The following is a 25812-nucleotide window of genomic DNA, read 5'->3' as shown; positions in this document are numbered from 1 at the left end:
TCAGATGTCCTGCGTCAGCCTGCCGTAGAGGTCCGGGCGGCGGTCGCGGAAAAAGCCGAAAGCGAAGCGGTGCTGGCGAATGACGTCCAGATCGAAGGTCGCGGTCAACACGCCGGTCTCGCTGTCGCCGAACTCCGCCGCCAGATCGCCGCGCTGGTCGGCGATGAAGCTGTTGCCATAGAAGCTCTGGCTGCCTTCCGTCCCGATCCGGTTCGACGCGACGACCGGCACGACGTTCGAGACCGCATGCCCGACCATGGCGCGCCGCCACAGCCGGCGGGTGTCGAGGTCGGGGTCATGCGGCTCGGCGCCGATCGCGGTCGGATAGAACAGTATGTCCGCGCCCATCAGCATCATCGCGCGGGCGCACTCAGGGTACCATTGGTCCCAGCAGATGCCGACGCCGAGGGTCCCGTGCGGCGTCTTCCAGACCTTGAAGCCGGTGTTGCCCGGCCGGAAGTAGAATTTCTCCTGATAGCCCGGCCCGTCGGGGATATGGCTCTTGCGATAGACGCCCATGATCTCACCGGCGTCGTCGATCATGGCGAGCGAATTGTAATAGTGGTGGCCGTCCCGCTCGTAGAACGAGGTCGGGATATAGACCCGCAGTGACCTGGCCAGCCTGCGCATCTCCAGCACGGCGGGATGTGTCTCGACCGGATGCGCGCGCGCCTGATGCTCCTCGCGCTGGTCGGTGCAGAAATAATGCCCCTGAAACAGTTCGGGCGGCAGGATGACCTGCGCCCCTGCCCCCGCCGCCTGCTCGACCAGGCTGGCGACCGCGGCGATGTCGGCGGTCATGTCGTTGCTGAACGCCAGTTGCAGGGCGGAGACGGTGATGGTCATGCAGGGCCTCCCGCCAGCGGCCAGGCCGGCACATTCTGGGTGATGCAGTGGAATGAGCCGCCGCCCGACAGCAGGTGGCGCGCCATCTGGCCGACCACCGTGCGGTTGGGGAAACAGGCCTCGATCGCCTTCAGGGCCTTGTCGTCCTGCGCCGTGCCGTAGGTCGGCACGATGACGCGGGTGTTGGCGATGTAGAAGTTCATGTAGGATGCGGGTTTGACGTGCCCTTCCTCGTCCTCGACGCGACCGACCGCAGGGATGGTCACGATCTCCAGACCGCGCTGCGCCTTCAGGCGCGCCAGCGCGTCGGCGTAAACCCCGGCGTTCGGGTCATCGGCGCCAGCAGCCTCCGGCACGGCAACCACACCCGGCCACGAAGCGGGCCAGATTGTCGATATGCCCATCGGTATGATCGTTCAGCAGGCCGTCGCCCAGCCAGATGACCTGGGTCGCCCCAGATGGTCGCGCAGGTTGCGCTCGATCTGCGCCCGGCTGAGGCCGGGGTTGCGGTTCGGGTCGAGCAGGCATTGCTCGGTGGTCAGCAGCCGCCCTTCGCCGTCGCTGTCGACCGAGCCGCCCTCCAGCACCCAGGCATGGTGCAGGGTGACGAGATCGCTGCGTACGGAGACCGCTTCCGCAACGTTGGTGTCGTGCGGCAGGACGTATTTGCCGCCCCAGCCGTTGAACTGGAAGCAGGCGGCGCGGATGCCCCGGCCGTCCGACACGAAAACCGGCCCGGTGTCGCGCAGCCAGATGTCGCCGAACGGCACCTCGTATAGAAAGGCACCTGTTCCAGCCAGCGCCAGTTCCGCGCTCTGGCGTGCTTCTTCCCCATGAACCAGAATATGCCGCCGCGCGGCTGGCGGGTGTGCGGATCGATATCGACGATGGCGCGAAACAGCGCGGCGACCTCGTCCCGGGCCGGCGCGAGATCCTCCTGCCAGAGCGTCTCGTGCGAAGGCCAGGCCGACCAGACGCCCGAATGCGCGCGCCATTCCGCCGGTTGGATGATGTCCATGCTGTACTGCGCCCTTTCCATGCGTTGCGCGCGCAGGATCGGCGCGCCGTTAACGTCATAGAATGAGGACGGGGTTTGAAAAGAGAAGAGGTTTACGCGCCGGCAGCCTGCATCGGTACCGCCTGCGCGGCGGCTCTGGCAGCATGGCTGGCCTGCAACGCCAGGCCGTCCATGATCGCCTTGTTGACGTCGATCAGGGCGTCGATATCGGCCGGGTTGCGAAAGACGTCCGAGGTGAAGCGGTTCACCCACAGGGCCAGCGAGATGATCTGCGCCCGCAGCTCCTTGGGCAGGGAATTCCCCGGCATGCCACAGTCGGTTGAAAGCGTCGACCACAGGCGGCGGTTCCAGTCGAGCGGCTCCATGAGCGCCGCGCCGGAGAGCTGGCTGTCGCGCGCGCGCATCAACGCCGAGGTCACCTGGGCGAACAGCCGGTATTCGGTCTGGCTCGGCGACTCAGCGGTCTGCTGAACTCGGCGATAGGCTTCCAGGGACATGTCCGAGCACCTTTGCTTCGTAATCCAGGAGTTTGCGACAGCCCGTCAGGGCGCGGTAGTAATCCTGATTCATCATATCGAGCGAAATCTGAACGCAAAGTAAGCGGGCATCCGGATTTTCGATGGCGTTCATCAAGTCGGTCATGCGCTCGACGAAGGATTGATAATAATCCTTGGCGTTTGCGGTATCGAGGTAGGCCAGCATGATCGGGAAATAGACGTGACGCACCGGGGTGGTCACGTCAGCTTCCGCCATGATGTCCCGCTCGCGCAGGATCGAAGCCTTGTTCTGATGACGATGGTGTTCCGGCGGTCGCCGTTCACCAGCACCGCGCCGTTCACCACAAACTTCTCGCCCGGCTTCAGGGAAATTTTCAACGCCATGGTTCGCGCCTTCTGCTCGAATAAAAACTGGTCGAACCCTAACCGGCGATGGCAAACGAAAGATTAACGCGCCTGCGCCGGGGCTGGACCGGATTGGGATTAACCTTGGAACAGCGACAGGATCGACTGCGGCTGCTGGTTGGCGATCGACAGCGCCTGCGTGCCGAGCTGCTGTTTGACCTGCAGCGACTGCAGACGAGCGGACTCGCGGGCAATGTCCGCATCGACCAGGTTGCCGATGCCGGTCTCGACCGTATCCGACAGCTTGTCGATGAAAGTGCGCTGCTGCTCGGCTGACTTCTGCGCCGCGCCGAATACGGTCAGCGCCTGGCTGACGTTGCGGATTGAGTCGTCGATGTCCGCGATCAACAATTCCGCGCTCTCTGCGTCGTTGAATGTGGTCTGCGGCGTCAGCTTGATGATGGTCCCGGCCGGATAGGTCTGGGCAACGGGCTTTGCGGCGTCGCCGGCGCCGCCTCGCCTACGCCTGTACCCGCAGCGGTGATGGTGATGGTGATGTTCGTCGCCGCGGACAGCGTGCCGTCGGCGCGCTGGGCCTGATAGGTAAACACCTCGTTGACCGTCGCCGGCGCTGCGAGCGCCTGGGTCTCAGCCCGCGAGTTATCGAGCGTGTAGGTATAGCTGCCGTCCGACTGTACGCGCAGCCAGCCATAGGTGGTGCGGATCGCGTTGTTGACGTTGGCCTCTTGGCCGTTGATGGTGCCAACCACATTGCCTGCAGCCGCGGTGTCGTTGGTAAACACATTGCCGGTTACGGTATTGGTGGCGTTGTCTTCGGTAACCGCGCCGGTATCCGCGACCAGGGCTGTCGGCAGCGCCGCCGCCGTCGGCTTCAGGGTGTAAAGCCCGAGATCCTGGCGCGGCACCGAGATCTGCCGGGTCGCGTCCGGGCTGACCAGGGCGACCAGATTCGCCGGTTTGCCGTTTGCGGCGTCGGTCGGGCCGTCGATCAGATTGGTGCCGTTGAAGGTGGCGTTGGAGGCAATCAGCGAAATCTGCTCTCGCAGGCGCTCAAAGTCCTGCTTCAGGGCATCGCGGCTGCGTTGATCCAGGCCCTTGTCCGATGCCGCGACCACCTTCTCCTTGATCTGGATCAGCACGTCCTGAATGGATTCTGCGGCAGCGGTGGTGACATCCAGCACCGAACGCGCCCGGTCGAGCGAATTCTTCACCGCATCCAGCCCGCGCTTGTCGGCGCGCAGGTTCTGCGCGATCGCGAACACGGCGGCGTTGTCCTTGGCGGTCTTCACTTGCAGGCCGGTGTTGATGCGCAGCTGCGTCTCGTTGAGATCACTGGTGGTGCGGTTCAAATTCTGCAGCGCATTCAGCGCGGCGCCGTTGGTATTAATGGAAAGCACTGACATGGCTTACTCCGTTTTGTCCATCACGACTAATCTGCGCCCCTTCGGCGCTCATCGTTAACGTAAGCAAGGTGTGTGCCAGTCTTATTTTTCCAATAACACTATGTAATATATGGATTATTTTCTAAATTACCCTTGGCGCGGCAGGAATTGCCGGGCTGCCAGCGGCGGCGACCCGGCAAGCTTTGCGCGGCGCGCGCGCGTCTGCTGCTTCCCGCGCAAAAGGCCAGCGCAAGCGCTGGCCAAGGTGATCCACAAGGGCGGTGGATAACGGGTGATCTGAAACTTTAACCCTGGAACAGCGACAGGATCGACTGCGGCTGCCGATTGGCGATCGACAGCGCCTGCGTGCTGAGCTGTTGCTTGACCTGCAACGACTGCAGGCGAGCGGACTCACGGGCGATGTCCGCGTCGACCAGATTGCCGATGCCAGTCTCGACCGTATCGGCGAGCTTGTCGATGAAGGCGCGCTGCTGTTCCGCCGAATTCTGCGCCGCGCCGAATACGGTCAGCGCCTGGCTCAGATTGCGGATGCTGCTGTCGACCAGCGGGATCAGAGCCTCGGCGCTTGCGGCATCAGTGAAGGTGCTGTCGACAGCCAGTTGCACGAACTCACCGGTGTAGGAACCGTCCGCCTGGGCGACGGGATCGTCGAAGACCGTTCCCGAAGGCGCCAGCGACAGGTCGATTCTGGTGACCGAAATCTGCCGGGTCGCGTCCGGACTGACCAGCGCGGTCAGGAACGCCGGCTTGCCGTTTGCGGCGTCGGTCGGGCCGTCGATCAGGTTGGTGCCGTTGAAGGTGGCGTTGCCGCCGATCAGCGTAACCTGCTCGCGCAGACGCTCGAAGTCCTGCTTCAAGGCATCGCGGCTGCGTTGATCCAGGCCCTTGTCCGATGCCGCGACCACCTTCTCCTTGATCTGGATCAGCACATCCTGAATGGATTCAGCGGCAGCGGTGGTGATGTCCAGCACCGAACGCGCCCGGTCGAGCGAATTCTTCACCGCATCCAGCCCGCGCCGGTCGGCGCGCAGGTTCTGCGCGATCGCGAACACGGCGGCGTTGTCCTTGGCGGTCTTCACCTGCAGGCCGGTGTTGATGCGCAGCTGCGTCTCGTTGAGATCGCTGGTGGTGCGGTTCAAGTTCTGCAGCGCGTTCAGCGCGGCGCCATTGGTGTTGACTGAAAGCACCGACATGGGCTCGTCCTTCTGCTTCCGCACGGCCGCTGGCCAGAATTAGCCCGGTGTGCGTCAAAACCTATTGTGCAGAAGTCATGCCAAGGGCTGGATTCTATTTATAATATTGAAAAGAAATGATTTTCTTTCGCCGCGTTTATGCAGGGCAAAACCGCCCGGCAGCATTTGCCGAGCGGCTCTGGTCACATCTGCCGGGTCAGGCGGTACGGTCCAGCGCGGCGCCGGAGACTGGCTGGTTGTTCGCCTTGAGCAGTTTCAGAACCTCTTCGGTCGGAAACTGCGCGGTCACCTCGCCGGTTTTCGGGTCGAGGAACTCGTAGACAAAGCGGTTGGCGTCTTTATCCAGCCGAATGGAGAGTTTGGCGTTTTGCGGCAGGAATCCGCCAGTTCGCCGAGCAAGGCGCGCAGGCGTTCCCTTGGCTGTTCCGCGTCGCTTCCGCCTGCCTGATATGGCGCTGGCCCGGCAACGCCGGAACGGGCGTCTCTCTGACTTGTGATCGCAGCGGCCGATGCGCCCCCGGCGCCGGCGACTGGTTGAACTGAGCCAGATTGGCCGGCGGGAGAGGCTGGACCGGCACGATGCGCGGTGCATCGATCTTGTCCATAGTCATCACCCTTGTGTTTCACCCTGGCCAGAGCGTGGATCCGTCTTTCGCGGACCCTTTGCGCCCGGCTGGGTCGCCGTCGCCACGACGGCCGGCTGTTGGTCTGCGCCTTCTGCGCCAGCCGTCCCATCGTGGCGGCCGGGGTTCGGAGGGCGCGTTCTGCGCCGCCTCCCAACCCCTAGAGCCGTTCTTACCGGAACAGCGAGACGACCGACTGCGGCGCCTGGTTGGCGATCGACAGGGCTTGCAGGCCAAGCTGTTGCTTGACTTGCAGCGCCTGCAGACGCGCCGATTCCTTGGCCAGGTCGGCGTCGACCAGGTTGCCGATGCCCGAGTTGATCGAGTCGGTCAGCTTGGTCGCGAACTGCTGTTGAATGTCGATCTGACGCGAGGTCGAACCAAAGGTCGCCAGGGTCGCATTCACGTTGTTCTTGAAGTTGTCGACGACAGCGACAGCCAGATCGCGATCGGTCGCATTGGTCAGGTCCAGCTCGCTGAGCGAAGCCTTGTTGCCGGACGCCGCACCGGATGTGGTGTAGGTGAGCGTGCCACCTGCCGCCGAGGTGAAGGAGCTCAGGACAGGCGAACGGTCCCGCTGTTCGCGCTGTTGGCGACCGTGGCGTTCGCCGTCTTGAAGTCCGTCACGCCACCAACCGACAGGGTGATCGCCCCGTTCGCGTCGGCGTTGACAGTCGCGAGATCGATTTCAACCGTGTCGCTGCCGACCAGCGTGACGCCGCTCACGCCTTCCAGCGTGGCACGGGCGAAAGCTGCCTTGGCAGCATTGCCCCGGAGGCGACCGTGGTCGCGAGCGAAGCGCCCGCGCCGACAGTGGCCGTCGCCGCACCGGCATCGAGCGTTGCTTTGGTGCCGTTGGCGTTGAGATCGACGCCCGACAGCGAGATTCGGTCGACAGTCGAGTTCTGCTTCACCGCAGTGATCGCCGAAATCGAGTCCGGCGACGCCTTGATGAGGTTGGTGCCGTTGAACTCGGCCTGGCTGACCACGGACCCGATCTGGCTGACGATCGACTTGAAATCGTTGTTCAGCGCCGTGCGGCTGGAGGTGTCCAGGCCGCTGTCGGACGCCGCCACCGCGATTTCACGGGCGCGGTTCAGCAGGTCGGAGATCGACTCGCCCGCCTGCACCGCGACGTCCAGCGACGACTTGGCGCGATTGAGCGAGGTCTGCACCGCCGAGAGGCCGGCGACGTCGCCGCGCAGACCTTGCGCGATCGAGTAGCTCGAGCTGTCGTCCTTGGCGGAGGACACGCGCAGACCGGTGTTCACCCGGTTCTGCACTTCCGCCAGGCTGCGGTTGGTGGTCGAGAGGTTTTGCAGTGCGACAAAAGCACCGGTATTGGTGTTCACGGAAAATGCCATTCTGGCCTCCTGTTTCTAAAGGGTTATTGAGCGTTCTGCTCCCGAGCCTTCTGGCCCGGTTGGGTCTGCGATTACCGGAACAGCGAGACGACCGACTGCGGTGCCTGGTTGGCGATCGACAGAGCTTGCAGGCCGAGCTGTTGCTTGACTTGCAGCGCCTGCAGACGTGCCGATTCCTTGGCCAGGTCGGCGTCGACCAGGTTGCCGATACCCGAGTTGATCGAGTCGGTCAGCTTGGTCGCGAACTGCTGTTGAATGTCGATCTGACGCGAGGTCGAACCGAAGGTCGCCAGGGTCGCATTCACGTTCGCCTTGAAGTTGTCGACAACAGCCGCGGCCGATGCGCGATCAACCTGCTTGGTCAGATCCAGCGATTTGATGGTGCGCGAGAAGCCGCCACCCGTAGTGGTGACCGTGGTGCCGGTGGTGCTCTTGAAATCGCTGAGCTTGAGGCTGCTGTAGGTCGTGCTGGCCGCGCCGTTTGCCGGCAGGGTCGCATCGAACTGCTTGCCGCCAACCGTGATCGACAAAGTCGTCGAGCCGGTCGTGAAGGTGACACCGCCAGCCGCAGCACCGGAAGTTGCGCCGGTCACGGCCGTCAGCGTACCGTCATCGTTAAGGGTTACGTTGGCCAGCCCGTCGAGTTCGGTGGCGATAGCGGCACCATCGACGCCGCCAGCGCCGACCAGGTCGGCAAGCGAGGTCGAAGCGGCGACAGTAATCGCACCCGCCGCCTTGACGGTGGTCGCCTTGCTGCCGCCCGTCGTAAGATCGACGCCCGACAGCGAGATGCGGTCGACAGTCGAGTTCTGCTTCACCGCGGTGATCGCCGAAATCGAGTCCGGCGACGCCTTGATGAGGTTGGTGCCGTTGAACTCGGCCTGGCTGACCACCGAGTCGACCTGACTGATGATCGACTTGAAATCGTTGTTCAGCGCCGTGCGGCTGGAGGTGTCCAGGCCGCTGTCGGACGCCGCCACCGCGATTTCACGGGCGCGGTTCAGCAGGTCGGAGATCGACTCGCCCGCCTGCACCGCGACGTCCAGCGACGACTTGGCGCGATTGAGCGAGGTCTGCACCGCCGACAGGCCAGCGACGTCGCCGCGCAGACCTTGCGCGATCGAGTAGCTCGAGCTGTCGTCCTTGGCGGAGGACACGCGCAGGCCGGTGTTCACCCGGTTCTGCACTTCCGCCAGGCTGCGGTTGGTGGTCGAGAGGTTCTGCAGTGCGACAAAAGCACCGGTATTGGTGTTCACGGAAAATGCCATTCTGGCCTCCTGTTTCTAAAGGGTTATTGAGCGTTCTGCTCCCGAGCCTTCTGGCCCGGCGGGATTTGTTCTTACTGGAACAGCGAGATGACCGACTGCGGCGCCTGGTTGGCGATCGACAGGGCTTGCAGGCCGAGCTGTTGCTTGACTTGCAGCGCCTGCAGACGCGCCGATTCCTTGGCCAGGTCGGCATCGACCAGGTTGCCGATGCCCGAGTTGATCGAGTCGGTCAGCTTGGTCGCGAACTGCTGTTGAATGTCGATCTGACGCGAGGTCGAACCGAAGGTCGACAGGGTCGCATTCACGTTGTTCTTGAAGTTGTCGACGACGGCAATCGCCAGCTCACGGTCGGTCGCGACGGTCAGGTCGAGATCGGACAGCGTGGTGTTGTTGCCGGCGGCTGCACCTGCGGTTGAATAGGTAAAGGTCGCAGCACCCGTTGCCGCCAGGCTTGAGGTGCTGATCGTCACCTGCCCGTCGTCGCGGTATTGGCGACCTGGAAGGCGGCACCGCCCACGGTGAGGGTAATGTTGGTGCCGTTGCCGACCGCTGCGGGCGATGCAGCACTCAGGTCCAGCTCGATCGTGTCGCTGCTGACCAGCTTGACACCGTTTGCGGTGTTGGTGGTGGCGCGCGCGAACGCAGCATTCTGGGTGTTGGCGGTGGTCAGTGCACCGGTGGAGCCGCCGGCCAGAACCTGCGCCAGCGTGTTGCCGCTCGCCAGGGTGACGGTCGCCGCCGAAGTCTTGATCTCGGCCGACTTGCCGTTGGCGTTGAGGTCGACGCCCGACAGCGAGATGCGGTCGACGGTCGAGTTCTGCTTCACCGCGGTGATCGCTGAAATCGAGTCCGGCGTGGCCTTGATGAGGTTGGTGCCGTTGAACTCGGCCTGGCTGACCACGGACCCGATCTGGCTGACGATCGACTTGAAGTCGTTGTTCAGCGCCGTGCGGCTGGAGGTGTCCAGGCCGGCGTCGGACGCCGCCACCGCGATTTCACGGGCGCGGTTCAGCAGGTCGGAGATCGACTCGCCCGCCTGCACCGCGACGTCCAGCGACGACTTGGCGCGATTGAGCGAGGTCTGCACCGCCGAGAGGCCGGCGACGTCGCCGCGCAGACCTTGCGCGATCGAGTAGCTGGCGCTGTCGTCCTTGGCGGAGGACACGCGCAGGCCGGTGTTCACGCGGTTCTGAACTTCCGCCAGGCTGCGGTTGGTGGTCGAGAGATTCTGCAGCGCAACGAATGCACCGGTATTGGTGTTCACGGAGAATGCCATTTCTTGGCTCCTTCATTCTAAAGGTGTAACGAGCGTTATGCTCGTCGACGGACTTTGCCGCAGAACAATGTGAGCAAGTGCCATGCCACCATTTTGGTTAATCCGGCGGATACCATTTTGGGCCGCGCGGATGCTCGCAGGTCATGCGCTGCACGCCAGCCGCAATCGGACATTAACTGTTTGCTAGGCATGTTTCGGCAGCCCTGACCCGGCAAAGCTGCCGGGTGCGGCAAGATTTGCCGGGTGATTCTCAAAAACGCCGCCGGACCGAAGCCCGACGGCGCTGGCAGGAGATAATGGCCGACGCTATTGGGCGGCGGACTTGCTGTCGATGAAGGCGATCCACAACTGCGCCAGTGCCTGCTCATTGGCGCCGGAGATGTCGCTAAAGGTCGCCTTGGCAGCCTCAAGTTGGCCGGACGCGGTCTGCGCAGTACCGAGAATAAGCTGCGCCTGACTCTTGTTGGGCACGGCCTTCAGCTTGCCGGTTATACCTTTCTGGATCGCGAGATTGAGCAGTTCGATCGACTTTTGATAATCGCCGTAATTATAGTAGCTCTCGCCGATCACCGCCGCGAGGTCGCCGGACGCAGCGGCGCGCGCCTGCTTTTCCTGCGCTGGCAGCGCTGCCTGGTCTTCGACCTGCCCCTTCTTGGCTGTATTGATGATTTCCCGGGCGATCGGCACAGTTCCGCCCTGGATCGCACCGCTGTCGAGACCACGCTGCGCTGCTGCGGCCGCTTCGGCGAACATGGTGCGCTTGGAGGCGGTGTCGGCCATTTCCAGATAGTCGGCAGCACCCTGCAGCGCATTAGCCTGCCATTGCAGGCGATAACTCGCGAGTACCAGCGGATCGCCCATGCCGGAGCGGTCACGGAAATAGACCACGCCGGCGCGGATGTTCTTGTCGGTCGGATAGGCGCGGATAAGATCACACGCGGTCTTGTTGATACGGGCGGCATCACCGCCGCGCACGGCGGCATTGACCAGTGAGCCGTAAAGGCCTTCCTCGGCCTTGCCGCCGTTGGCCGTCGTGACGGCGATCGCCTTTCGTAATAGCCCATCGCCTCGTTTTCCTTATCCTGCTGCAGCAGAAGCTGGCCGAGGACGACGTAATGCTCCGGTACATTCGGTGCGATCACGGTCAACTCCTGGCCCCACCGGGTTGCGGTCGCCAGGTCCTTCTGCTGGTAAGCGATGCTGCGCAGGGTCTCGATCAGCTTCGGCTTGAGATCGTCCGGCGCGCCACCGCTGCCGTACATAATCTCCACGGCATCCTTGAGCGCAGCCTGGTCATTCGCCGCCTGCGCCAGCGAATAGAGCAGTTGGCCAAAGGTGAAGCTCTCGGTGGGAGTCCGACCCTGTATGGCGGCGATCTCGCGGGCCTTGGCGATGGCCTCGGGCAGCTTGCCGTCCTTCTGCAGTTTCTGCGCCTCGACGATAATCTTGGAGACTTCCTTGCCGAGCTTGATCGGCGCTACCTTTCTCTTCGGTTTTCGCGACAGCCGGGGCGGCTGCGACCTGCGCGCCCATGAGCATGGTTGCGGCCAACATGGCAGCCCGCAGGCTGGTCGACAGGGAACGATGCGCCATTACGTCTCTCCTTCTTCTTCCGAGTTTCATCCGGGTACAGGCGACGTACGCCTGGATTATTTACGCTGAACCTGATGTGAACCGCGCGGCCTACAAATGCAACGCCCGCCAAGGGCGCGAACCGTTGGCGGGCGGAGCAGTGCGGTCTGTCCAAATTAGTTGGCGTAGACTTCGTTGCCGATGAAGCCGATCTTGGTCACGCCGCTACGCTGGGCGGATGCCAGAACCTTGTTGACGGTTTCGAACCGCGTCTGGGCTTCTGGCCGGACGTGGAACTCCGGTTGGTCGTCTTGCGCCGCTGCCCGCTGGAAGTAGCCAGTCAGGGTGTTGAGATCGACCAGGTTACCGTCGAAGTAGATGTTGTCCAGGAAGTCGATCGTGACCTTATGGATCACTGGCGGCTTCGGCGGCTCTGCCGGCTGATCGTTCGCCTGCTGCGGCAGATCAAGTTTCACCGCGTGCGTCTGCACGGGAATGTTGATGAGAAAGATGATCAGCAACACCAGCATGACGTCGATCAGCGGCGTCGTGTTCATCTCCGGCGGAACGTCGCCCTCTGCGGGGCCGACACTCATACCCATGAGTCTGTCCTTTCATGCCGGCCCCGACGCCATGTGGCGACGGGGCACGGGCCGTGTTAGCGGGTGACGGCGAAGCCCGGCTCGGGTTCGGAGATGAACGCCACCTTCGGAATGCCTGCGGTCTGGATCTGGTACTGCGCGCCGCCGACATACTCGTACGGCGTATCCTTGTCCGCGCGGATGTGGACTTCCGGCAGGTCGCGGCCGCCTTTGACCGCCGCGACCACGGTGTCGACCACCTTTCATGCAGTTCCTGCTTGCCGCCGTCGATTCTGGCGGCGTTCCAGTAGTAATTCCCGTCACGATCGATGGAAATATTGATGTTTTCCGGCTTCGTCGTGGTCGGGATGCTGGTCTCCTTCGGCAGGGTGATCGGCGCCGTCTGAATGGCCACCGGCACCGCGATGAGGAAGATGATCAGCAGCACCAGCATGACGTCGACCAGCGGCGTCGTGTTGATTTCGCCGATCGTACCCTCGCCGTCGGATTCGCCAACGCTCATACCCATGATGCGTTACTCCTTTGCAGGTCTCGGGCGGGCGGCGTCTTACTTCTTGACGGCGGTTGCAGCGGCGGCGGCCGGTGCGGCCGGAGCCTTCTGCGCCATGCGGGCACCCGACATCAGGTAGGCATGCACGTCAGACGCGAAATGACCGAGTTTTCAGCCAGCGCCTTGTTGCGGCGCGTCAGGGCGTTGTAGCCCAGCACGGCCGGCACGGCGACCGCCAGACCAAGCGCGGTCATGATCAGCGCTTCACCAACCGGGCCCGCGACCTTGTCGATCGATGCCTGCCCGGCGAGCGAGATGTTGATGAGTGCGCGGTAGATGCCGACCACGGTGCCGAACAGACCGATGAACGGTGCGGTCGAACCAGTCGAGGCGAGGAACGCGAGACCGCCCTGCAGGCGCGAGGTGATCGCGGTGACCGAGCGCTCGAGCGACATCGTGATCCACTCGTGGGCGTCGATCTTGTCGGTCAGCTTGCCGTCATGGTGATCGGCGGCGCGCAGACCATCCTCGACGATTTGGCGGAATGCGCTGTCCTTATCGAGGCGGTTCGCGCCTTCGCGCAGGCTCGGCGCGGTCCAGAACTTTTCCAGCTCCTTGCCCTGAGCCATGATCTTACGTTGATCGAGATACTTCGTGATCATGATGAACCACGAACCCAGCGACATAATGACCATTATTCCAAACGTGCCCTGGGCGACGATGCCGCCCTGCTTCAGGGCCGCCATCAGGCCATAGGGGTTTTCGCCGGCGGCGGCAGCTACATCAGCCATTCTGTTCTTCCTTCTCCATACGCCGGCTTGTGCCGGCACTCGTTCTACAAAACGCCCATGGCCGTCGTGTGCAGCCATGGGCGAAACTCTGCTAATTAGTTGTCAAGCTCCCAACGGAAACTGGACGAAGCGACCGATTGCACCGGCTTGCCATCTTCTGTGGCCGGCTTGTACCGGAAACGCCGCTCCATCAGTTCGCAGGTCTTTTATCGAGACGGTCGAAACCGCTGCTCTTGGTGACCGTGCAGGAGCCTGCGACGATTTTACCGTCGGTGCCGATGGTGAACTTCACGGAGACGGTGCCCGTCTCTTCGGCGCGAACCGAGGCCGGCGGATAATCGTCCCGCGAAATCGCCTGTGCGTTCCGTCCGCTGGCTTGGGCCGCCACACGGGCGACAGGCGGCGGCGGTGGTGCAGCCGGAGCCTCCACCTTCGGCGCTGTCGGCACGTTCGCGGCGATCGGAGCAGTCTGGCGTACCTCGGCCTGCGTGGTGATCGTCTGTTGCGGTGGCGGCGGCAGCTCGATCGGCAGATCGGGCGGCGGCACGAAGGGGCGGGTCCTCCAGCTCGGGCGGCGGGGTGGTGGTTCCTCCTCCACCTTCGGCGGCTCGACGACTTCCACAACCTCGAATTCCTTCAGAACCTTGGTCGCCACGCTGGTGGCCAGACCAGTGGCGAAGGCGTATCCGAGGAGCAAATGGATACCGACGACGATGCCGAAGGCTACCGACCGCTTACTGTTGCTGGTCTGGTCTAAGTAGGACATCGATCTGTCTTCCTCCTATCGTTGGCACAACGTTGCGCCAACGTCACAATTTCACTGCGCCGGCAGTTGTCCGACACAATCAAACAACCCAAACACAGAAAACGCAAGAGCTATGCGAACGTCTTATTGCTTTTGAAACGCATACCTCCACGGTGGCGTCCGTCTACCGACCCTTGGCAAACGCCGCAACAGGATAATGCATGCAAACCGTGTTTTTGCGCGATAAACGGCGGGTTTGTGCGTAAATCGAACAGGTTGGTCGCAGCAGTTTTTGCCGTGCGCTTCCCTCTTGCGTGCCGATTACCGCTTTTCCGCGCGGTTTTGCGTTACCGATATCATCCGCTAGACCCTTCCCGTTTTTGATTGGATCACTTTTGCGCGGCAATCAAAACGGACAAGAAGGGTCTACTCAAAGAGTGAAAGCCTTTCTTAGCGCCTTCGCTTGAGGCACTTCAGCACAAGTGCCTCAATCTCAGTCGGAAAGGCTCTATGCGGCTGTGAAGAGAATTATGCTGAAAACTGATCGCTCTGTTCACAAATCTTGAAAAACGGATGAGGGATATCGTGCAGGTCCAGCCTGGCGTCCGCATAATCCGGCTCGATGCTGAGGCTTTCAATTACAGCGTCGATGTCAATCCCGCCGGCGTCACGCTGCTTTCCGCCGTTATAATAATCTTCGGGTCCGCCTAGAATCGCCGCGCTTGCAGCGGCGATTTTTGCGCCATGGCCTGGTCGATACTCGCACGGGGCAGCAAGGCGGCGAACAGGTCAAGCCGGCGGCACGACAGCATGCGGCCGATTGCGCGCACGGGAATGGAGAGCCGCTCAGCCAGAGCATGAACCCACAGATCGGCGGCACCGACCGCCAGCAGCTCCGTTGTCAGCGCCGTCATGTCGTCGTGGGCGACCGCGCGCGCCAGGGACGCGCAAATACGATCGTAGCGGGGCGACACATCCTGCGCGCGCGCCCAGCGTTCGACAAACTGAATCGCCGCCCGGCGTTCGATCGGCGGAGTGCGTCGTGGCGCCTCTTCGTTGAGGGACGCAAGCACAGCCCAGCAGAGCGCGCGCGCCTGCGTCGACGGCAGATCTTCCGGCGCAAGCACCGGGTTGCCGAAGGCATCCAGCCGGCGGACGAGGGCCAGACGATAGGCATCCGTTACTTTACTGCGCGCAGGATCAACGGCACGCAGCAGGCGGTGCCCGACGCCGCGCAGCGGCTCCATCCCCATTGTGCAACCGTCGCCGCCAGACCCTGGCCCAGGACATGCAGATCGAGGCGCAGGCGCAACACCTCCGCGACCGGCAAGGTTCGCAGCGCCATGCAACTTTCGGCGATCGTCCAAGCACGCGCCTCGTCATGCGCGGCATCGATTGCGCTCTGGCCAACCTGCCCACAGAGCTGTGATCTGACGTCATGGATGACCGTTTGCGCGAGCGCCACCAGCGCGCCTTTCATCAGGGCGCGCTCCCGGTCGTTCAGGCGCAGAGCCGGCGGCGCGAACAGGTCGCCCACGAGCGCATGCAAACGCGCCCGATGGGCAGTCGCCATCGCCTCGTTTTCGTCCACCCTCGCGCCTCATCGCCCAAAGTTGCCCACCGTGTCCCGCGTTCCGGTTGCCCGTCGCGATAAACCGGTTAAGGTGCGCCCCGTTCCACTATACGTCATTACGGAGCGTCGACAATGCGATTGGCCGCAGCCACACGGCGGACCAACCCCGGTCTCAAAACTCTTGCCCTTGGCCTTGCCGCCCTCCTGCTGGCGTCATGCAGCAAGGAGCCGCCGACCCCGTTCGTTCTCCCACCCTCGCCCGGCCTGCCGGTCCACTACGCGGACCTTGTCGAGCTCACGCAGCAGGCACCGGTTATCCTGCGCGGGCAGATTATCGAGTCCGCGCGCCTCAAGGGCGAAGACGCCGCAGACAACCCGCCGCCGGGCGTGCGTCGCCTGGTGACGCTGCGCGCATCCGCCGTCCTCAAGGCGACCGACATTACGCCCCAAGACGTTAAATATTTGGTGGATTGGGTGCCCGCGGATGGCGGCACCGAGGCCCCGCCGTTGCGGGGTGCACAGGTGATCGTCTTCCTCTCGCCTTCCCCGACACGGGACGATTTTACAGTCTGGTCCAGCGCAATGGTCAGATCGGTGCCACGCCGCAGGCCGAGGCTGAAATCCGCGCGGTTCTGGGCGATGGGCAAGCGCCGTACCTGCGCAGCCTGTCGATAACCGGCGTCGCAGGCGCCTTCGACTGGGGTGACCGGGTGCAGTTCCTGCTGGACTCCGCGGACCGCCAGCGCTTGAGCCTAGACGCCCGCCCGGACGGCGCTCTGACCCTTGTGTTCGACGAAGCGACCGGCGAACAGGCAAGCGTCGCGCCGCGCACCCTGCTCTGGTACAAGCTAGCCTGCACCCTGCCGGCGAAGTTGCCGCCTGCCATCGTCCGCGACTACGCCACCAAGACCTTCAAGCCGGCGCAGGCTTATGGCGCGCTGCTCAACACGCTCGGTCCCTGCCGGTGAGCCGCACGGCGCTCGTCACCGGCGGCGCACGCCGGATCGGCCGGGCAATCGTCGATGGCCTTGCGCGGGACGGCTGGTCGGTCGTCATCCACGCGCACACGTCCCGGGCGGCGGCCGACGAGCTGGCGCAGGCCCTACGGGCACGGGGACGCAGGCCTGGGTTGTCGCCGGCGATCTCGGCGATCCGGCCAGCGTGCCGAACATCATGACGACCGCAGTGGACGTCGCAGGGCCGATCGCGGCGTTGATCAACAATGCGTCGCGGTTCGAACGGGACGATATAGCAAGCGTCAGTCCGGAAAGTTTTGGACCCCACATGCGCACCAATTGCCTGGCCCATGCTGCTGACGCAGGCTTTCGCCAGGCAACTGCCTGAAGGGGTAAGCGGCGCGGTCATCAACCTGCTGGATCAGCGGGTCTGGAAGCCGGTGCCGGATTTCCTGTCCTACGGCGTCTCGAAAGCGGCGCTCTGGTGGTTGACCCGCACGCTGGCGCAGGCGCTCGCGCCGGCCATTCGCGTCAACGCCGTCGGCCCCGGCCCAGTGTTTCAGAGCATTCATCAGAGCCAGGATCAGTTTGCACGCCAGGCATCCGCCGTGCCGCTCGCACGGGCCGCGTCGCCGGAAGAAATATGGCAGGCCGTGCGCTACCTGCTTGAAGCGCCGAGCGTAACCGGCCAAATGATCGCTGTGGATGGCGGCCAGCACCTTGCCTGGGCGACCCCGGATGTACTCGGCGTCGAATGAGCGGTGCCAGTTGTGCACAGCCACATAATAGCCGGAAAAGCCTCGGCGAAACCCTGCCATCGGCTGGGTGTCATTTTTCCTTCACTATATTGACATGAACAATAGTCAATAAAATCAATATATTAGTGAATTTGCTCTTTTTAGGCAATAAGCAGCGAAGCAAGGCGGCCTGCGGGTTACAGCAGTGTGACGGGCTGTCCCGCACAGACTTATCCACAGCGTTCGGGGATAAGTCGGTCGTGCGCTGCCGGCTGCCGATCGGCCCCATTGGCGCACCCGGTTCCCGAGGCTACATAGACCTTGATCGTTTGAAATTGGATCGATCTGAAGCATGAATCATGGTCTCGTTAATGGCAAAGAGCCTGATTCACGCCATCGGTTCAAGCACTCATGCTTTCCGCCTCAACCGGTCAGGCTCGAGTAAGTGATGTCCACCACGCCGCCTTTCCTTCCCGATCGCCTCTCCGAGGAGCAGTCCGCCTACGTCGTCGCGGGGTCGGATGCTCCAGACCTCGACCAGGGCGTCGCGGTCATCCGCAAAGTGCTCGAGGGCCTGCCGACCCGCCCTGGGGTCTACCGGATGCTCAGTTCCGCTGGCGACGTGCTGTATGTCGGCAAGGCGCGCAATTTGCGGGCGCGTGTCATCAACTATACGCAGGTCACGCGCTTGCCGAACCGCCTGCAGCGCATGGTCGCACAGACCCGCTCGATGCTGATCGTCACCACCCAGACGGAAGCCGAGGCGCTGCTGCTGGAGGCCAACCTCATCAAGCAGACGCGCGCGCCCTACAACGTGCTGCTGCGCGACGACAAAAGCTTCCCGTACATCATGCTGCGCCGGGACCATGCTTATGCGCAGATCGCCAAGCATCGCGGCGCACGCAAGCCAGGGGCGGACTATTATGGGCCGTTCGCCTCGGGAACGGCGGTCAACCGCACCTTGAAGACCTTGCAGCGCGTCTTCCTGCTCCGCTCCTGCTCGGACGGAATTTTCAGCAACCGCACCCGCCCCTGCCTGCTGCACCAGATCAAGCGCTGCGCCGCGCCCTGCGTCGGCCGGGTGGCGGACGAAGACTATGCGGCGCTGGTTGAGGAAGCGCGGGCGTTCCTGTCCGGCAAGAGCGTCGAAATACAAAAGCGCCTGGCCGAGCAGATGCAGGATGCCGCAGCGCGTCTGGACTTCGAGGCGGCGGCGGTGCTGCGCGATCGTCTGCGCGCCCTCACCTATGTCCAGCAATCGACCGGGTTGAACGCCGGCAGCACCGAGGACGCCGATGTAATCGCTGCGGCCCAGTCCGGTGGCGTCACCTGCATCCAGGTGTTTTTGTGCGCGGCGGCCAGAACTGGGGCAACCGCGCCTTCTTTCCGCGCCACGATCGCGCCGAGCCGGTCGATGCCGTGCTGAGCGCCTTCCTCGGCCAGTTCTACGATGCCGCACCGCCAGCGCCGCGGGTGCTGCTCGACCGTCCGCTGGAAGACATGGCGCTGATCGCGGAGGCACTTGGCGTGAAGGCCGGGCGGCGCATTGCGGTCGAGGCCCCGCAGCGCGGTGGCGCCCGCCCGCTGATCGAGCTGGCCCAGCGCAACGCCCAGGAGGCGCTGGACCAGAAACTTGCCGAATCCGCCAGCCAAAGCCGGTTGATCGGCCAGGTGGCGCGCCTGTTCGATCTCGATCCCGACCTGAACCGCATCGAGGTTTACGACAACAGCCATATCCAGGGCCGCCACGCCGTCGGCGTCATGGTGGTGGCCGGGCCGGACGGCTTCCGCAAGGCCGCCTATCGCCGTTACAATTTCAAGCCGGGCGACCATGCGCCTGGTGACGATTTCGCCATGATGGGCGAGATGCTGCGCCGCCGCTTCCGCAACGCCGGGGACGACGGCGCGGACGCCGGCGAGTGGCCGGACCTGCTGCTGATCGACGGCGGCAAGGGCCAGGTCGGCGCGGTGCGCGCGGCTCTGGAAGAGCTGGGCGTCGAGGACGTGCCGATTGTCGGCGTCGCCAAGGGGCCGGACCGCAACGCCGGGCGCGAGGTGTTTCATCTGGCGGACGGCCGCGAATTCACCCTGGAGCCGGGCGACCCCGTGCTGTTCTACCTGCAGCGCCTGCGCGACGAAGCGCACCGCTTCGCCATCGGCAGCCATCGCGCCAAACGCGCCAAGGCGCAGACCGCCAGCCCGCTCGACAGCGTTCCGGGCATCGGCCCGACGCGCAAGAAGGCGCTGCTGCTGCATTTCGGCAGCGCCAAGGCGGTCGCCCGCGCCGGCGTCGCCGACCTCGCCAGAGTGGATGGCGTGTCGCAGGCGTTGGCCCAAACCATTTACGACCATTTCCACGGTGGCTAGCGTAAGCGGCCTGTCTTAGCATCCGTGGCCATGCATCGTTACGACAAGAGATACTGGCTCCTCGCCGCCTGCCTGTCCGCATTGGCGGGTTTTATCGACGCCGTCGGCTTCAGCCGGATGGGCGGCTTTTCGTGTCCTTCATGAGCGGCAACACCACCCGGCTTGCGGTAGGGACAGTGCAAAACGCCGGCGTGGCGGCCACCGCCGGCGCGCTGATCCTGCTGTTCGTGCTTGGCGCGACCGCCGGCGCGCTCGCGGCGCAGCTTTCTGGCGCACGGCGCAAGGCGGCCGTGCTGGCCCTGGTCACCCTGCTCCTGCTTGTTGCGGCGCTGGCTGGGGATGCCGGGCTGGCGCGGCTCTGCATCGGGGCGATGACGCTGGCGATGGGGCCGTCAATTCCGTGTTCCTGCGCGATGGCGAAGTCAGCATCGGCCTGACTTACATGACCGGTACGCTCGTGCGCCTGGGGCAGCGACTGGCGACAACGCTGACCGGCGGCGAGCGCTGGTCCTGGCTGCCGTATCTCCTGCTCTGGCTGGGTCTGCTGTGCGGCGCAATACTGGCGCCTTTGCGTTTGCACGCGTCGGGCTGGACGCTCTGTGGATCGCGGCTGCAAGCGCCGGGCTGATGACTCTGGGCGTCCTCACCATCCCGTCGTTTCGCGGGCCTGCATGACCAGCCGGCAGTTGAGCCGCCCCATGCTTTCCCTAATCAGGCTGCATGACCGCACATTTGCCCAACCTGCTCACCCTGTCGCGCATCGCCGCGGTCCCACTGCTGGTTCTGCTACTGTGGGACAACGGCTGGCTCGGCTCGCTGCTGGCGTTCATCCTGTTCGTCATCGCCGGCATCACCGACTTCTTCGATGGCTATCTTGCCCGCGCGCAAGGCACGGTCTCGAAGCTCGGGCAGTTTCTCGATCCGATCGCGGACAAGATGATGGTGGTCGCTGTTCTGGTCATGCTGGTCGCGACCCGCGAGATCGCCGGCGTGCATGTGATCGCCGCACTGATCATCGTGCTGCGCGAGATCGCCGTCTCCGGCCTGCGCGAGGTGCTGGCGGAACTGCATGTGTCGCTGCCGGTCAGCCTGCTCGCCAAATGGAAGACCACAGCGCAGATGGTCGCGCTCGGCGCGCTGATTCTGGCAGGGGCATCACGGGCGCTCTATCCGGCCCTGCCCGCATTCGAGATCGGCATGAGCCTGCTGTGGATTGCCGCCCTGCTGACGCTTGCCACCGGCTGGGATTATCTGCGCGCAGGAGTTAAGCACCTTGCCTGAGCTGTCGATCCGACCGGCGAGCGACGCCGACCGCCCGGCGCTCTGGGCGATCCTCGAGCCGGTGATCCGCGCCGGCGAGACGTTCGCGTTGCCGCGCGCCATGACCGAGGCGGAAGCCCACGCCAACTGGTGCGCGCCTGACCGGCAGGTGTTCGTCGCCGTAGACGCCGGCCAGGTCGTTGGTTCCTATTACCTGAAACCCAACCAGCCGGGCGGCGGCGCACATGTCGCCAATGCCGGCTACATGGTGGCCGGACCGGCCAGCGGTCGCGGCGTCGCCCGCGCCATGGGCCTGCATTCGCTGGCGACGGCGCGTGCGCAGGGCTTCCGGGCGGTCCAGTTCAACTTCGTGGTCTCGACCAACGCACCCGCCGTACACCTCTGGCAGAGCATCGGCTTCCAGATCGTCGGCCGGGTGCCGGATGCTTACCATCACGCCACGCTCGGCTATGTCGACATCTTCGTCATGCACAGGTCCCTGACATGATCGTGCTGCTCTACTTCGCCTGGGTCCGCGAGCGCATCGGTGTCGCCGAAGAGCGCCTGCCGGTGCAGGAGGACGTTGCGTCCGTTGCGGCACTGCTCGACCATCTGGCGACGCGCAGCCCGGGCCATGCGGCGGCGCTGGCCGACCGATCGGCGCTGCGGGTCGCGGTCAATCAGGCGCATGTCGGCATGGACCATGCTGTTGCGGACGGCGACGAAGTGGCGCTGTTTCCTCCGGTGACCGGCGGATGATTGTCGTCCGGGTCCAGGCGGAGGATTTCGACTACGCCGCCGAGATGGCGGCGCTGCGCATGCGTGCGGCAGGTGCCGGTGCCCTGGTCGGTTTCACCGGTTTGATGCGGGAAATGCACGATGGCGCGCGCCTGACGGCGATGACGCTCGAACACTATCCCGGCATGGCGGAGCGGCAACTGACGGAGCTTGCACAGACCGCTGCGCAGCGCTGGCCGCTGCTGGGGATCACCATCCTTCACCGCCACGGACGCCTGACGCCGGGCGATCAGATCGTGCTGGTCGGGACTGCCAGCGCGCACAGACAGGCGGCCTTCGAGGCCGCGCAGTTCCTCATGGACTGGCTGAAGACCAAGGCGCCATTCTGGAAGCTTGAGGAAAGCCAGGACCGTCGCCATTGGGTCGCCTCGCACAGCACGGATGTTGCCGCAGCCGAGCGCTGGGAGTAGGAATAGCGTCAAGCCCGCCCTCACTTCTGATGTCGGGCCTTCCACTCCATCGCCATGCGGACGCGGTTCTCGACGCCCGGATGATCGTGGAAGATGATTTCCTCCAGCCTGCCCGGCGAAGCCTTGCGGTACTCGACAGCCTTCAGCAGCGCAGTCGAGAGGCCATCCGGATCGCGCGCGTGGTCCAGCGAATACTGGTCGGCCTCCACCTCGCCGATGCGGATGTAGCTGTTGAGCAGCGGCGTCGCCAGGAAGCCGAACACACTGACCACGAACAGCAGCACCGGTAGCCCGGCCGGATCTGCGAGGCCTTGCACCTGGTCCTGCGCCCCGAACCAGCGCAGCGCCGGCTGGAACAACCGGTGCGTCGCCCAAAACGCCAGCAGGGCCATGGCGCTGAAGAACAGCACCGAGCGCAGGGAATGACCAAGCTTGTAGTGGCCGATCTCATGGCCGACCACAGCGCGCACTTCCGGCAGGCTTGCCCGGTCGACGGCGATGTCGCTGACGGCGATGCGCGCAGAGCCGAATGCACCGGACACGTTGGCGGTCACCACGTCGCGCTGGCGCGAGCCGTTGAAGACGAAAATCCTATCCTCCGGCACGCCGGCATCCTTGGCCAGCGCCACGATGGCGTCACGCGCCGGGCCTTTGGGGAACGGCTCATATTTGTTGAACAGTGGCTCGATGAAGACCGGCGCGATCAGCAGCATCAGCAATATGCCCGCCCCGGCCATCCCGGCACCGGCCAGCCACCAGAGTCGCGGCAGGCGGCGGATCAGCCAGTACAGCCCCATGAAGAACAACCCGCCGATGAGCACGTTCAGCACCAGCCCGATCATCCCCTGCCCCAGCCAATCGCCGAGCGGCTGCTTGCTCAGCCCGTAATGGTGCGGCCGCCACCAGTCGGTGTAGATCGTCCACGGCAATGTGATCAGCGCCGACAGGCCGATGTAGGTCGCAGCAACCTGGAACGCCGCGCTTGAGGGGCGTGGCTTGCTCTTCTGGGCCCGGTCTCGCAGTTTCGCCAGAATGCCCCAGCGCACGATGATCCAGGTGACCACCCCGGTGACGATCAACCCAAGCGGCAATAGCCAGTAACCGCCTTCGGTATAGGCGATCGAGCGCGCCTGCACGTCGGGTGGAATGCTGGCGATGTACGCGGCGGTCGCGGCGGCCGGATCGAATGCCATACGGGACTCCTGTTTTGGCAGAAGCCTACTGCGCTTTGGTGAGCTATGCCAGCACCTCACCGATCAGCGTGTCGATGCAATACCCCGCAATATCGACACGCTCGCCCCGGTCGCGGCACCAGAGTCTGCCCAGGCGCTGAGATATCTGCTCGGCGTAGAGCTCCGCCTTGCCAAGCCGCTCCGACCAGTAGGGGATCAGCCTGCAATGGGCGGACCCGGTCACGGAGTCTTCGTCGACACCATGCGCCGGCGCAAAGAAGCGGGAGACGAAGTCAGCCGTCTCGCCCGCAGCAGTCGCGATCACCATATGGCCCATGCCTTTGATCGCCCGCAGGTCGGGGTCAGCGCCGTCACATCCGCCTGGCACCCATAGACCGCCATGCGCCAGATGCCACCACCCAGTACTGCGTCCGGCGCACCGCCCAATGCTGCGACCAGCGCCGGCTCCTCGACAGCGCCAGCCGGTAGCTGGGAAAGTCGAGCGTCAGCCTGCCATCCGCATTACGGCTCACGCGCAGGACGCCGGACTGGCGCGTGCGGAACGCGATGACCGTACCTGTAAAGCCAAGATGCCGCCACAGAACATGCGCAGCCGCCAGCGTTGCATGCCCGCATAACGCAACCTCGACCGCTGGCGTGAACCAGCGCAATTCATAGTCCGCTGCCCCAGACGGATCCGCGACGAAATATGCGGTCTCCGCCAGGTTGTTCTCGGCCGCAATCGCCTGCAGCAGGCTATCGTCCAACCAATGCTCCAGCGGCATGACCGCCGCCGGATTGCCCCGGAACGGCTGGTCGGAGAAGGCATCGATGCGGTAGATGGGCAGTCTCATAACGGTCCCCTCAGGCGGCTGGCGGCGGACATCGGGTCGAGCAGCCGGTGGTCGGCGTCGCGCTCGCCCTGCTCGACCACACCCTCAGGATCGACATGGATCAGCACCTCGACATCCGGGAACACTGCGCGCACCCGGCCCTCCACCTCATCGACGATGCGGTGCGCACGCCGGACCGGCAGGTCGGGGTCGAGCCAGATATGGAACTGCACGAAGCTGTCGAGGCCGCTGGTGCGGGTGCGCAGTTCGTGGATGCCGCGGACGTCCGGATGCGCCGCGACGGCGGCGACGATCTGTGCGCGTCGCCTCTCGTCCCATTCCCGGTCCATCAGCATGTCGATCGCGCGGCGCGCGGATTTCTGTGCGCCCCAGATCAGATAGGCGGCGATGGCGATGCCGATGGCGGCGTCGGCCCCGCTGATCCCGGCCCAGCTTTCCAGGCCGAGCGCGACGATGACAGAGAGATTGAGGCCCAGGTCGCTTTCGTAGTGCAGCCGGTCGGTATCGACTGCCAGCGAGCCGGTCTGGCGCACCACATGCCGCTGATAGGTGACCAGCGCCAGCGTCGCCACGATGGCAACGACCGAGACGCCGACGCCAATGCCCGGTGCCGTGACCGCATGCGGGTGCAGCAGCCGGTTGCCCGCCGCCAGGATGAGCGCGATTCCGGAACCCATGATCAGGCTGGTCTGAAACAGCGCGGCGATCGCCTCCGCCTTGCCATGGCCGAACCGGTGGTCCTCGTCCGCCGGCTGGGTCGCGACCCGCACGGCGAACAGGGTCACCAGCGAGGCGATGACGTCAAGCAGGGTATCAAGCAGCGAACCCAGTACAGACAGCGCTCCGGTCTGCACGACCGCAACGATCTTGAGCACCGCGAGAGTGACTGCGACGGCGACCGAAGCCTGAGTCGCGCGCTGCATCGCAATGACGGCCGGCGTGCGTGGCGCGCTCATGGATACAGCATCCCTTCCCGCCAGCCCTCGCCATCCCTGCTGAAGACGATACGTTCATGGAGGCGGAAGCGCTGGTCGCGCCAGAACTCGAAAGCGACCGGATGAACGCGAAAGCCGGACCAGTGCGGCGGCCGCGCCACCGGTCCCATGCCGAAGCGCGCGGTCTGCACGGCGATGCGTTTCAGAAACGCCGCCCGGCTTTCCAGCGGCCGCGACTGGTCGGACGCCCAGGCACCAATCTGCGAGTCGCGTGGCCGGCTGGCGAAATAGGCATCAGCTTCGGCCGCCGACACCGTCGACACCGGCCCTTCGATCCGCACCTGCCGGCGCAGCGACTTCCAGTGGAACAGCAGGGCTGCTTTCGGGTGTGCCTGCAACTCCTGGCCCTTGCGGCTCTCGAAGTTGGTATAGAACACGAAGCCGTCCGGACCCCAGTCCTTCAGCAGCACCATGCGCAGCGATGGCTGACCGTCCTGCCCGACGGTCGCCAGCGCCATGCCGTTCGGGTCGTTCGGCTCGCTCCGGGCAGCTTCAGTGAGCCAGTCACCGAACAGGGAAAACGGATCAGACATAAGGGGCCTTTCGCACGCACAGCTAGTCTCAAGACGCACGCCGGGCAAGCTGGTCCGTTTCTCCCTTGCGGAACGCCATATGTTGCAATAATACAACACTTAA

Annotated in this window: 31 protein-coding genes and 7 pseudogenes; 11 read left to right on the top strand and 27 right to left on the bottom strand. The window is 64.2% G+C overall.

Features of this window, described 5'->3' with window-relative positions:
* The 16 genes and pseudogenes from aguB to E6W36_RS14575 form a co-directional block, all read right to left on the bottom strand.
* Positions 1 to 846, bottom strand: coding sequence for an N-carbamoylputrescine amidase (gene aguB, locus E6W36_RS14655; protein ID WP_222873061.1), 846 nt, complete (start codon positions 844 to 846; stop codon positions 1 to 3).
* Positions 843 to 1646 (bottom strand): annotated as a pseudogene (locus tag E6W36_RS14650) (agmatine deiminase family protein). The gene aguB and the pseudogene E6W36_RS14650 overlap by 4 nt, the downstream one beginning before the upstream one ends.
* A 134-nt stretch (positions 1647 to 1780) precedes the next feature.
* Positions 1781 to 1864: pseudogene (locus tag E6W36_RS22335) on the bottom strand (hypothetical protein); the annotation flags it as partial.
* A 92-nt stretch (positions 1865 to 1956) separates the two neighbouring features.
* Positions 1957 to 2361, bottom strand: a complete 405-nt coding sequence (gene flaF / locus E6W36_RS14645) for a flagellar biosynthesis regulator FlaF (RefSeq protein ID WP_222873060.1) — start codon at positions 2359 to 2361, stop codon at positions 1957 to 1959.
* Positions 2321 to 2745, bottom strand: a pseudogene (gene flbT, locus E6W36_RS14640) (flagellar biosynthesis repressor FlbT). Before flbT ends, flaF begins: the two are co-directional and overlap by 41 nt.
* A gap of 99 nt (positions 2746 to 2844) precedes the next feature.
* Positions 2845 to 3117 (bottom strand): flagellin, encoded by a 273-nt coding sequence (locus E6W36_RS14630; RefSeq protein ID WP_425459646.1) that lies wholly within the window; start codon positions 3115 to 3117, stop codon positions 2845 to 2847.
* Positions 3118 to 3155: 38 nt separating this feature from the next.
* Positions 3156 to 4130, bottom strand: coding sequence for a flagellin N-terminal helical domain-containing protein (locus E6W36_RS14625; RefSeq protein ID WP_222873057.1), 975 nt, complete (start codon positions 4128 to 4130; stop codon positions 3156 to 3158).
* 284 nt (positions 4131 to 4414) lie between these two features.
* The gene (locus tag E6W36_RS14620) at positions 4415 to 5323 is read right to left on the bottom strand and encodes a flagellin (protein ID WP_222873056.1); all 909 of its coding nucleotides are present in this window, start codon (positions 5321 to 5323) and stop codon (positions 4415 to 4417) included.
* 196 nt (positions 5324 to 5519) lie between these two features.
* On the bottom strand, positions 5520 to 5915 hold the full coding sequence (locus E6W36_RS21000; RefSeq protein ID WP_222873055.1) for a flagellar protein FlaG: 396 nt from the start codon (positions 5913 to 5915) through the stop codon (positions 5520 to 5522).
* A 203-nt stretch (positions 5916 to 6118) separates the two neighbouring features.
* Positions 6119 to 6388, bottom strand: coding sequence for a flagellin (locus E6W36_RS19555; RefSeq protein WP_425459743.1), 270 nt, complete (start codon positions 6386 to 6388; stop codon positions 6119 to 6121).
* 113 nt (positions 6389 to 6501) lie between these two features.
* Entirely contained in the window at positions 6502 to 6672 is a 171-nt protein-coding gene (locus tag E6W36_RS14605; protein WP_222873054.1) for a hypothetical protein, read from the bottom strand.
* Positions 6669 to 7310 carry a flagellin gene (locus E6W36_RS14600; protein WP_222873053.1) on the bottom strand — a complete coding sequence of 214 codons (642 nt, stop codon included), beginning with the start codon at positions 7308 to 7310 and terminating at the stop codon, positions 6669 to 6671. Before E6W36_RS14600 ends, E6W36_RS14605 begins: the two co-directional genes overlap by 4 nt.
* Positions 7311 to 7381: 71 nt before the next feature.
* The gene (locus E6W36_RS20995; protein ID WP_281277356.1) at positions 7382 to 8578 is read right to left on the bottom strand and encodes a flagellin; all 1197 of its coding nucleotides are present in this window, start codon (positions 8576 to 8578) and stop codon (positions 7382 to 7384) included.
* A 71-nt stretch (positions 8579 to 8649) separates the two neighbouring features.
* Positions 8650 to 9048: a flagellin gene (locus E6W36_RS19545; RefSeq protein ID WP_425459645.1), complete on the bottom strand. Its 399-nt coding sequence runs from the start codon at positions 9046 to 9048 to the stop codon at positions 8650 to 8652.
* Positions 9045 to 9854, bottom strand: a complete 810-nt coding sequence (locus E6W36_RS14580) for a flagellin (RefSeq protein WP_222873052.1) — start codon at positions 9852 to 9854, stop codon at positions 9045 to 9047. Before E6W36_RS14580 ends, E6W36_RS19545 begins: the two co-directional genes overlap by 4 nt.
* Positions 9855 to 10160: 306 nt before the next feature.
* Positions 10161 to 10829 carry a tol-pal system YbgF family protein gene (locus E6W36_RS14575; RefSeq protein ID WP_222873051.1) on the bottom strand — a complete coding sequence of 223 codons (669 nt, stop codon included), beginning with the start codon at positions 10827 to 10829 and terminating at the stop codon, positions 10161 to 10163.
* Positions 10830 to 10969: 140 nt separating this feature from the next.
* Between E6W36_RS14575 and E6W36_RS14570 the strand changes: the two genes are divergently transcribed.
* Positions 10970 to 11389, top strand: a complete 420-nt coding sequence (locus tag E6W36_RS14570) for a hypothetical protein (RefSeq protein WP_222873050.1) — start codon at positions 10970 to 10972, stop codon at positions 11387 to 11389.
* A gap of 213 nt (positions 11390 to 11602) precedes the next feature.
* Here E6W36_RS14570 and E6W36_RS14565 read toward each other — a convergent pair whose 3' ends face one another.
* The 6 genes and pseudogenes from E6W36_RS14565 to E6W36_RS14540 all read right to left on the bottom strand — a co-directional run bounded on the left by E6W36_RS14565 (position 11603) and on the right by E6W36_RS14540 (position 15627).
* The gene (locus tag E6W36_RS14565) at positions 11603 to 12028 is read right to left on the bottom strand and encodes an ExbD/TolR family protein (RefSeq protein ID WP_222873049.1); all 426 of its coding nucleotides are present in this window, start codon (positions 12026 to 12028) and stop codon (positions 11603 to 11605) included.
* Between the two features lie 56 nt (positions 12029 to 12084).
* Positions 12085 to 12536 (bottom strand): annotated as a pseudogene (locus E6W36_RS14560) (ExbD/TolR family protein).
* A 39-nt stretch (positions 12537 to 12575) separates the two neighbouring features.
* Positions 12576 to 13309, bottom strand: a pseudogene (locus E6W36_RS14555) (MotA/TolQ/ExbB proton channel family protein).
* A 190-nt stretch (positions 13310 to 13499) separates the two neighbouring features.
* Positions 13500 to 14006, bottom strand: coding sequence for an energy transducer TonB (locus E6W36_RS14550; RefSeq protein WP_222873048.1), 507 nt, complete (start codon positions 14004 to 14006; stop codon positions 13500 to 13502).
* A 755-nt stretch (positions 14007 to 14761) separates the two neighbouring features.
* A complete protein-coding gene (locus tag E6W36_RS14545; RefSeq protein WP_222873047.1) occupies positions 14762 to 15301 on the bottom strand; it encodes a DUF2336 domain-containing protein in 540 nt (179 codons plus the stop codon).
* The gene (locus E6W36_RS14540; protein WP_222873046.1) at positions 15235 to 15627 is read right to left on the bottom strand and encodes a hypothetical protein; all 393 of its coding nucleotides are present in this window, start codon (positions 15625 to 15627) and stop codon (positions 15235 to 15237) included. Before E6W36_RS14540 ends, E6W36_RS14545 begins: the two co-directional genes overlap by 67 nt.
* A 138-nt stretch (positions 15628 to 15765) precedes the next feature.
* On the opposite strand from E6W36_RS14540, the gene E6W36_RS14535 reads away from it, so the two are divergent.
* The 10 genes and pseudogenes from E6W36_RS14535 (at position 15766) to E6W36_RS14495 (ending at position 22155) form a co-directional block, all read left to right on the top strand.
* Complete coding sequence (locus E6W36_RS14535; RefSeq protein WP_222873045.1) at positions 15766 to 16302, top strand: hypothetical protein; 537 nt, start codon at positions 15766 to 15768, stop codon at positions 16300 to 16302.
* Positions 16303 to 16337: 35 nt separating this feature from the next.
* Entirely contained in the window at positions 16338 to 16595 is a 258-nt protein-coding gene (locus tag E6W36_RS14530) for a hypothetical protein (RefSeq protein ID WP_222873044.1), read from the top strand.
* Positions 16592 to 16804 carry an SDR family NAD(P)-dependent oxidoreductase gene (locus tag E6W36_RS19540; RefSeq protein ID WP_246047773.1) on the top strand — a complete coding sequence of 71 codons (213 nt, stop codon included), beginning with the start codon at positions 16592 to 16594 and terminating at the stop codon, positions 16802 to 16804. Before E6W36_RS14530 ends, E6W36_RS19540 begins: the two co-directional genes overlap by 4 nt.
* A 129-nt stretch (positions 16805 to 16933) precedes the next feature.
* Positions 16934 to 17341: an SDR family oxidoreductase gene (locus tag E6W36_RS19535; RefSeq protein ID WP_246047772.1), complete on the top strand. Its 408-nt coding sequence runs from the start codon at positions 16934 to 16936 to the stop codon at positions 17339 to 17341.
* Positions 17342 to 17768: 427 nt separating this feature from the next.
* A pseudogene (gene uvrC, locus E6W36_RS14520) lies at positions 17769 to 19687 on the top strand (excinuclease ABC subunit UvrC).
* Positions 19688 to 19827: 140 nt separating this feature from the next.
* Positions 19828 to 20315, top strand: a pseudogene (locus E6W36_RS23695) (DUF1275 family protein).
* Between the two features lie 92 nt (positions 20316 to 20407).
* On the top strand, positions 20408 to 20968 hold the full coding sequence (gene pgsA, locus E6W36_RS14510) for a CDP-diacylglycerol--glycerol-3-phosphate 3-phosphatidyltransferase (protein WP_222873043.1): 561 nt from the start codon (positions 20408 to 20410) through the stop codon (positions 20966 to 20968).
* Between the two features lies 1 nt (position 20969).
* Entirely contained in the window at positions 20970 to 21455 is a 486-nt protein-coding gene (locus E6W36_RS14505) for a GNAT family N-acetyltransferase (protein ID WP_222874506.1), read from the top strand.
* Positions 21452 to 21706, top strand: a complete 255-nt coding sequence (gene moaD / locus E6W36_RS14500) for a molybdopterin converting factor subunit 1 (RefSeq protein WP_222873042.1) — start codon at positions 21452 to 21454, stop codon at positions 21704 to 21706. The genes E6W36_RS14505 and moaD overlap by 4 nt, the downstream gene beginning before the upstream one ends.
* A complete protein-coding gene (locus E6W36_RS14495; protein ID WP_222873041.1) occupies positions 21703 to 22155 on the top strand; it encodes a molybdenum cofactor biosynthesis protein MoaE in 453 nt (150 codons plus the stop codon). Before moaD ends, E6W36_RS14495 begins: the two co-directional genes overlap by 4 nt.
* Positions 22156 to 22175: 20 nt before the next feature.
* Here E6W36_RS14495 and E6W36_RS14490 read toward each other — a convergent pair whose 3' ends face one another.
* From E6W36_RS14490 to pdxH, 5 genes are read right to left on the bottom strand one after another with little or no spacing between them, the layout of a single operon-like run.
* Positions 22176 to 23348, bottom strand: coding sequence for a M48 family metallopeptidase (locus tag E6W36_RS14490; protein WP_222873040.1), 1173 nt, complete (start codon positions 23346 to 23348; stop codon positions 22176 to 22178).
* A 43-nt stretch (positions 23349 to 23391) separates the two neighbouring features.
* On the bottom strand, positions 23392 to 23715 hold the full coding sequence (locus tag E6W36_RS14485; protein ID WP_222873039.1) for a PhzF family phenazine biosynthesis protein: 324 nt from the start codon (positions 23713 to 23715) through the stop codon (positions 23392 to 23394).
* Positions 23699 to 24181: a PhzF family phenazine biosynthesis protein gene (locus E6W36_RS14480; protein ID WP_222873038.1), complete on the bottom strand. Its 483-nt coding sequence runs from the start codon at positions 24179 to 24181 to the stop codon at positions 23699 to 23701. The genes E6W36_RS14485 and E6W36_RS14480 overlap by 17 nt, the downstream gene beginning before the upstream one ends.
* On the bottom strand, positions 24178 to 25137 hold the full coding sequence (locus tag E6W36_RS14475; RefSeq protein WP_222873037.1) for a cation diffusion facilitator family transporter: 960 nt from the start codon (positions 25135 to 25137) through the stop codon (positions 24178 to 24180). The genes E6W36_RS14480 and E6W36_RS14475 overlap by 4 nt, the downstream gene beginning before the upstream one ends.
* Entirely contained in the window at positions 25134 to 25709 is a 576-nt protein-coding gene (pdxH, locus tag E6W36_RS14470) for a pyridoxamine 5'-phosphate oxidase (protein ID WP_222873036.1), read from the bottom strand. The genes E6W36_RS14475 and pdxH overlap by 4 nt, the downstream gene beginning before the upstream one ends.
* Positions 25710 to 25812 lie beyond the last annotated feature (103 nt).

Source organism: Hankyongella ginsenosidimutans (assembly GCF_005144965.1).
GTDB classification, from domain to species: Bacteria; Pseudomonadota; Alphaproteobacteria; order Sphingomonadales; family Sphingomonadaceae; genus Hankyongella; species Hankyongella ginsenosidimutans.
Note: the sequence above shows the minus strand (reverse complement) of the source record. Positions and strands in the feature narration are given on the sequence as shown.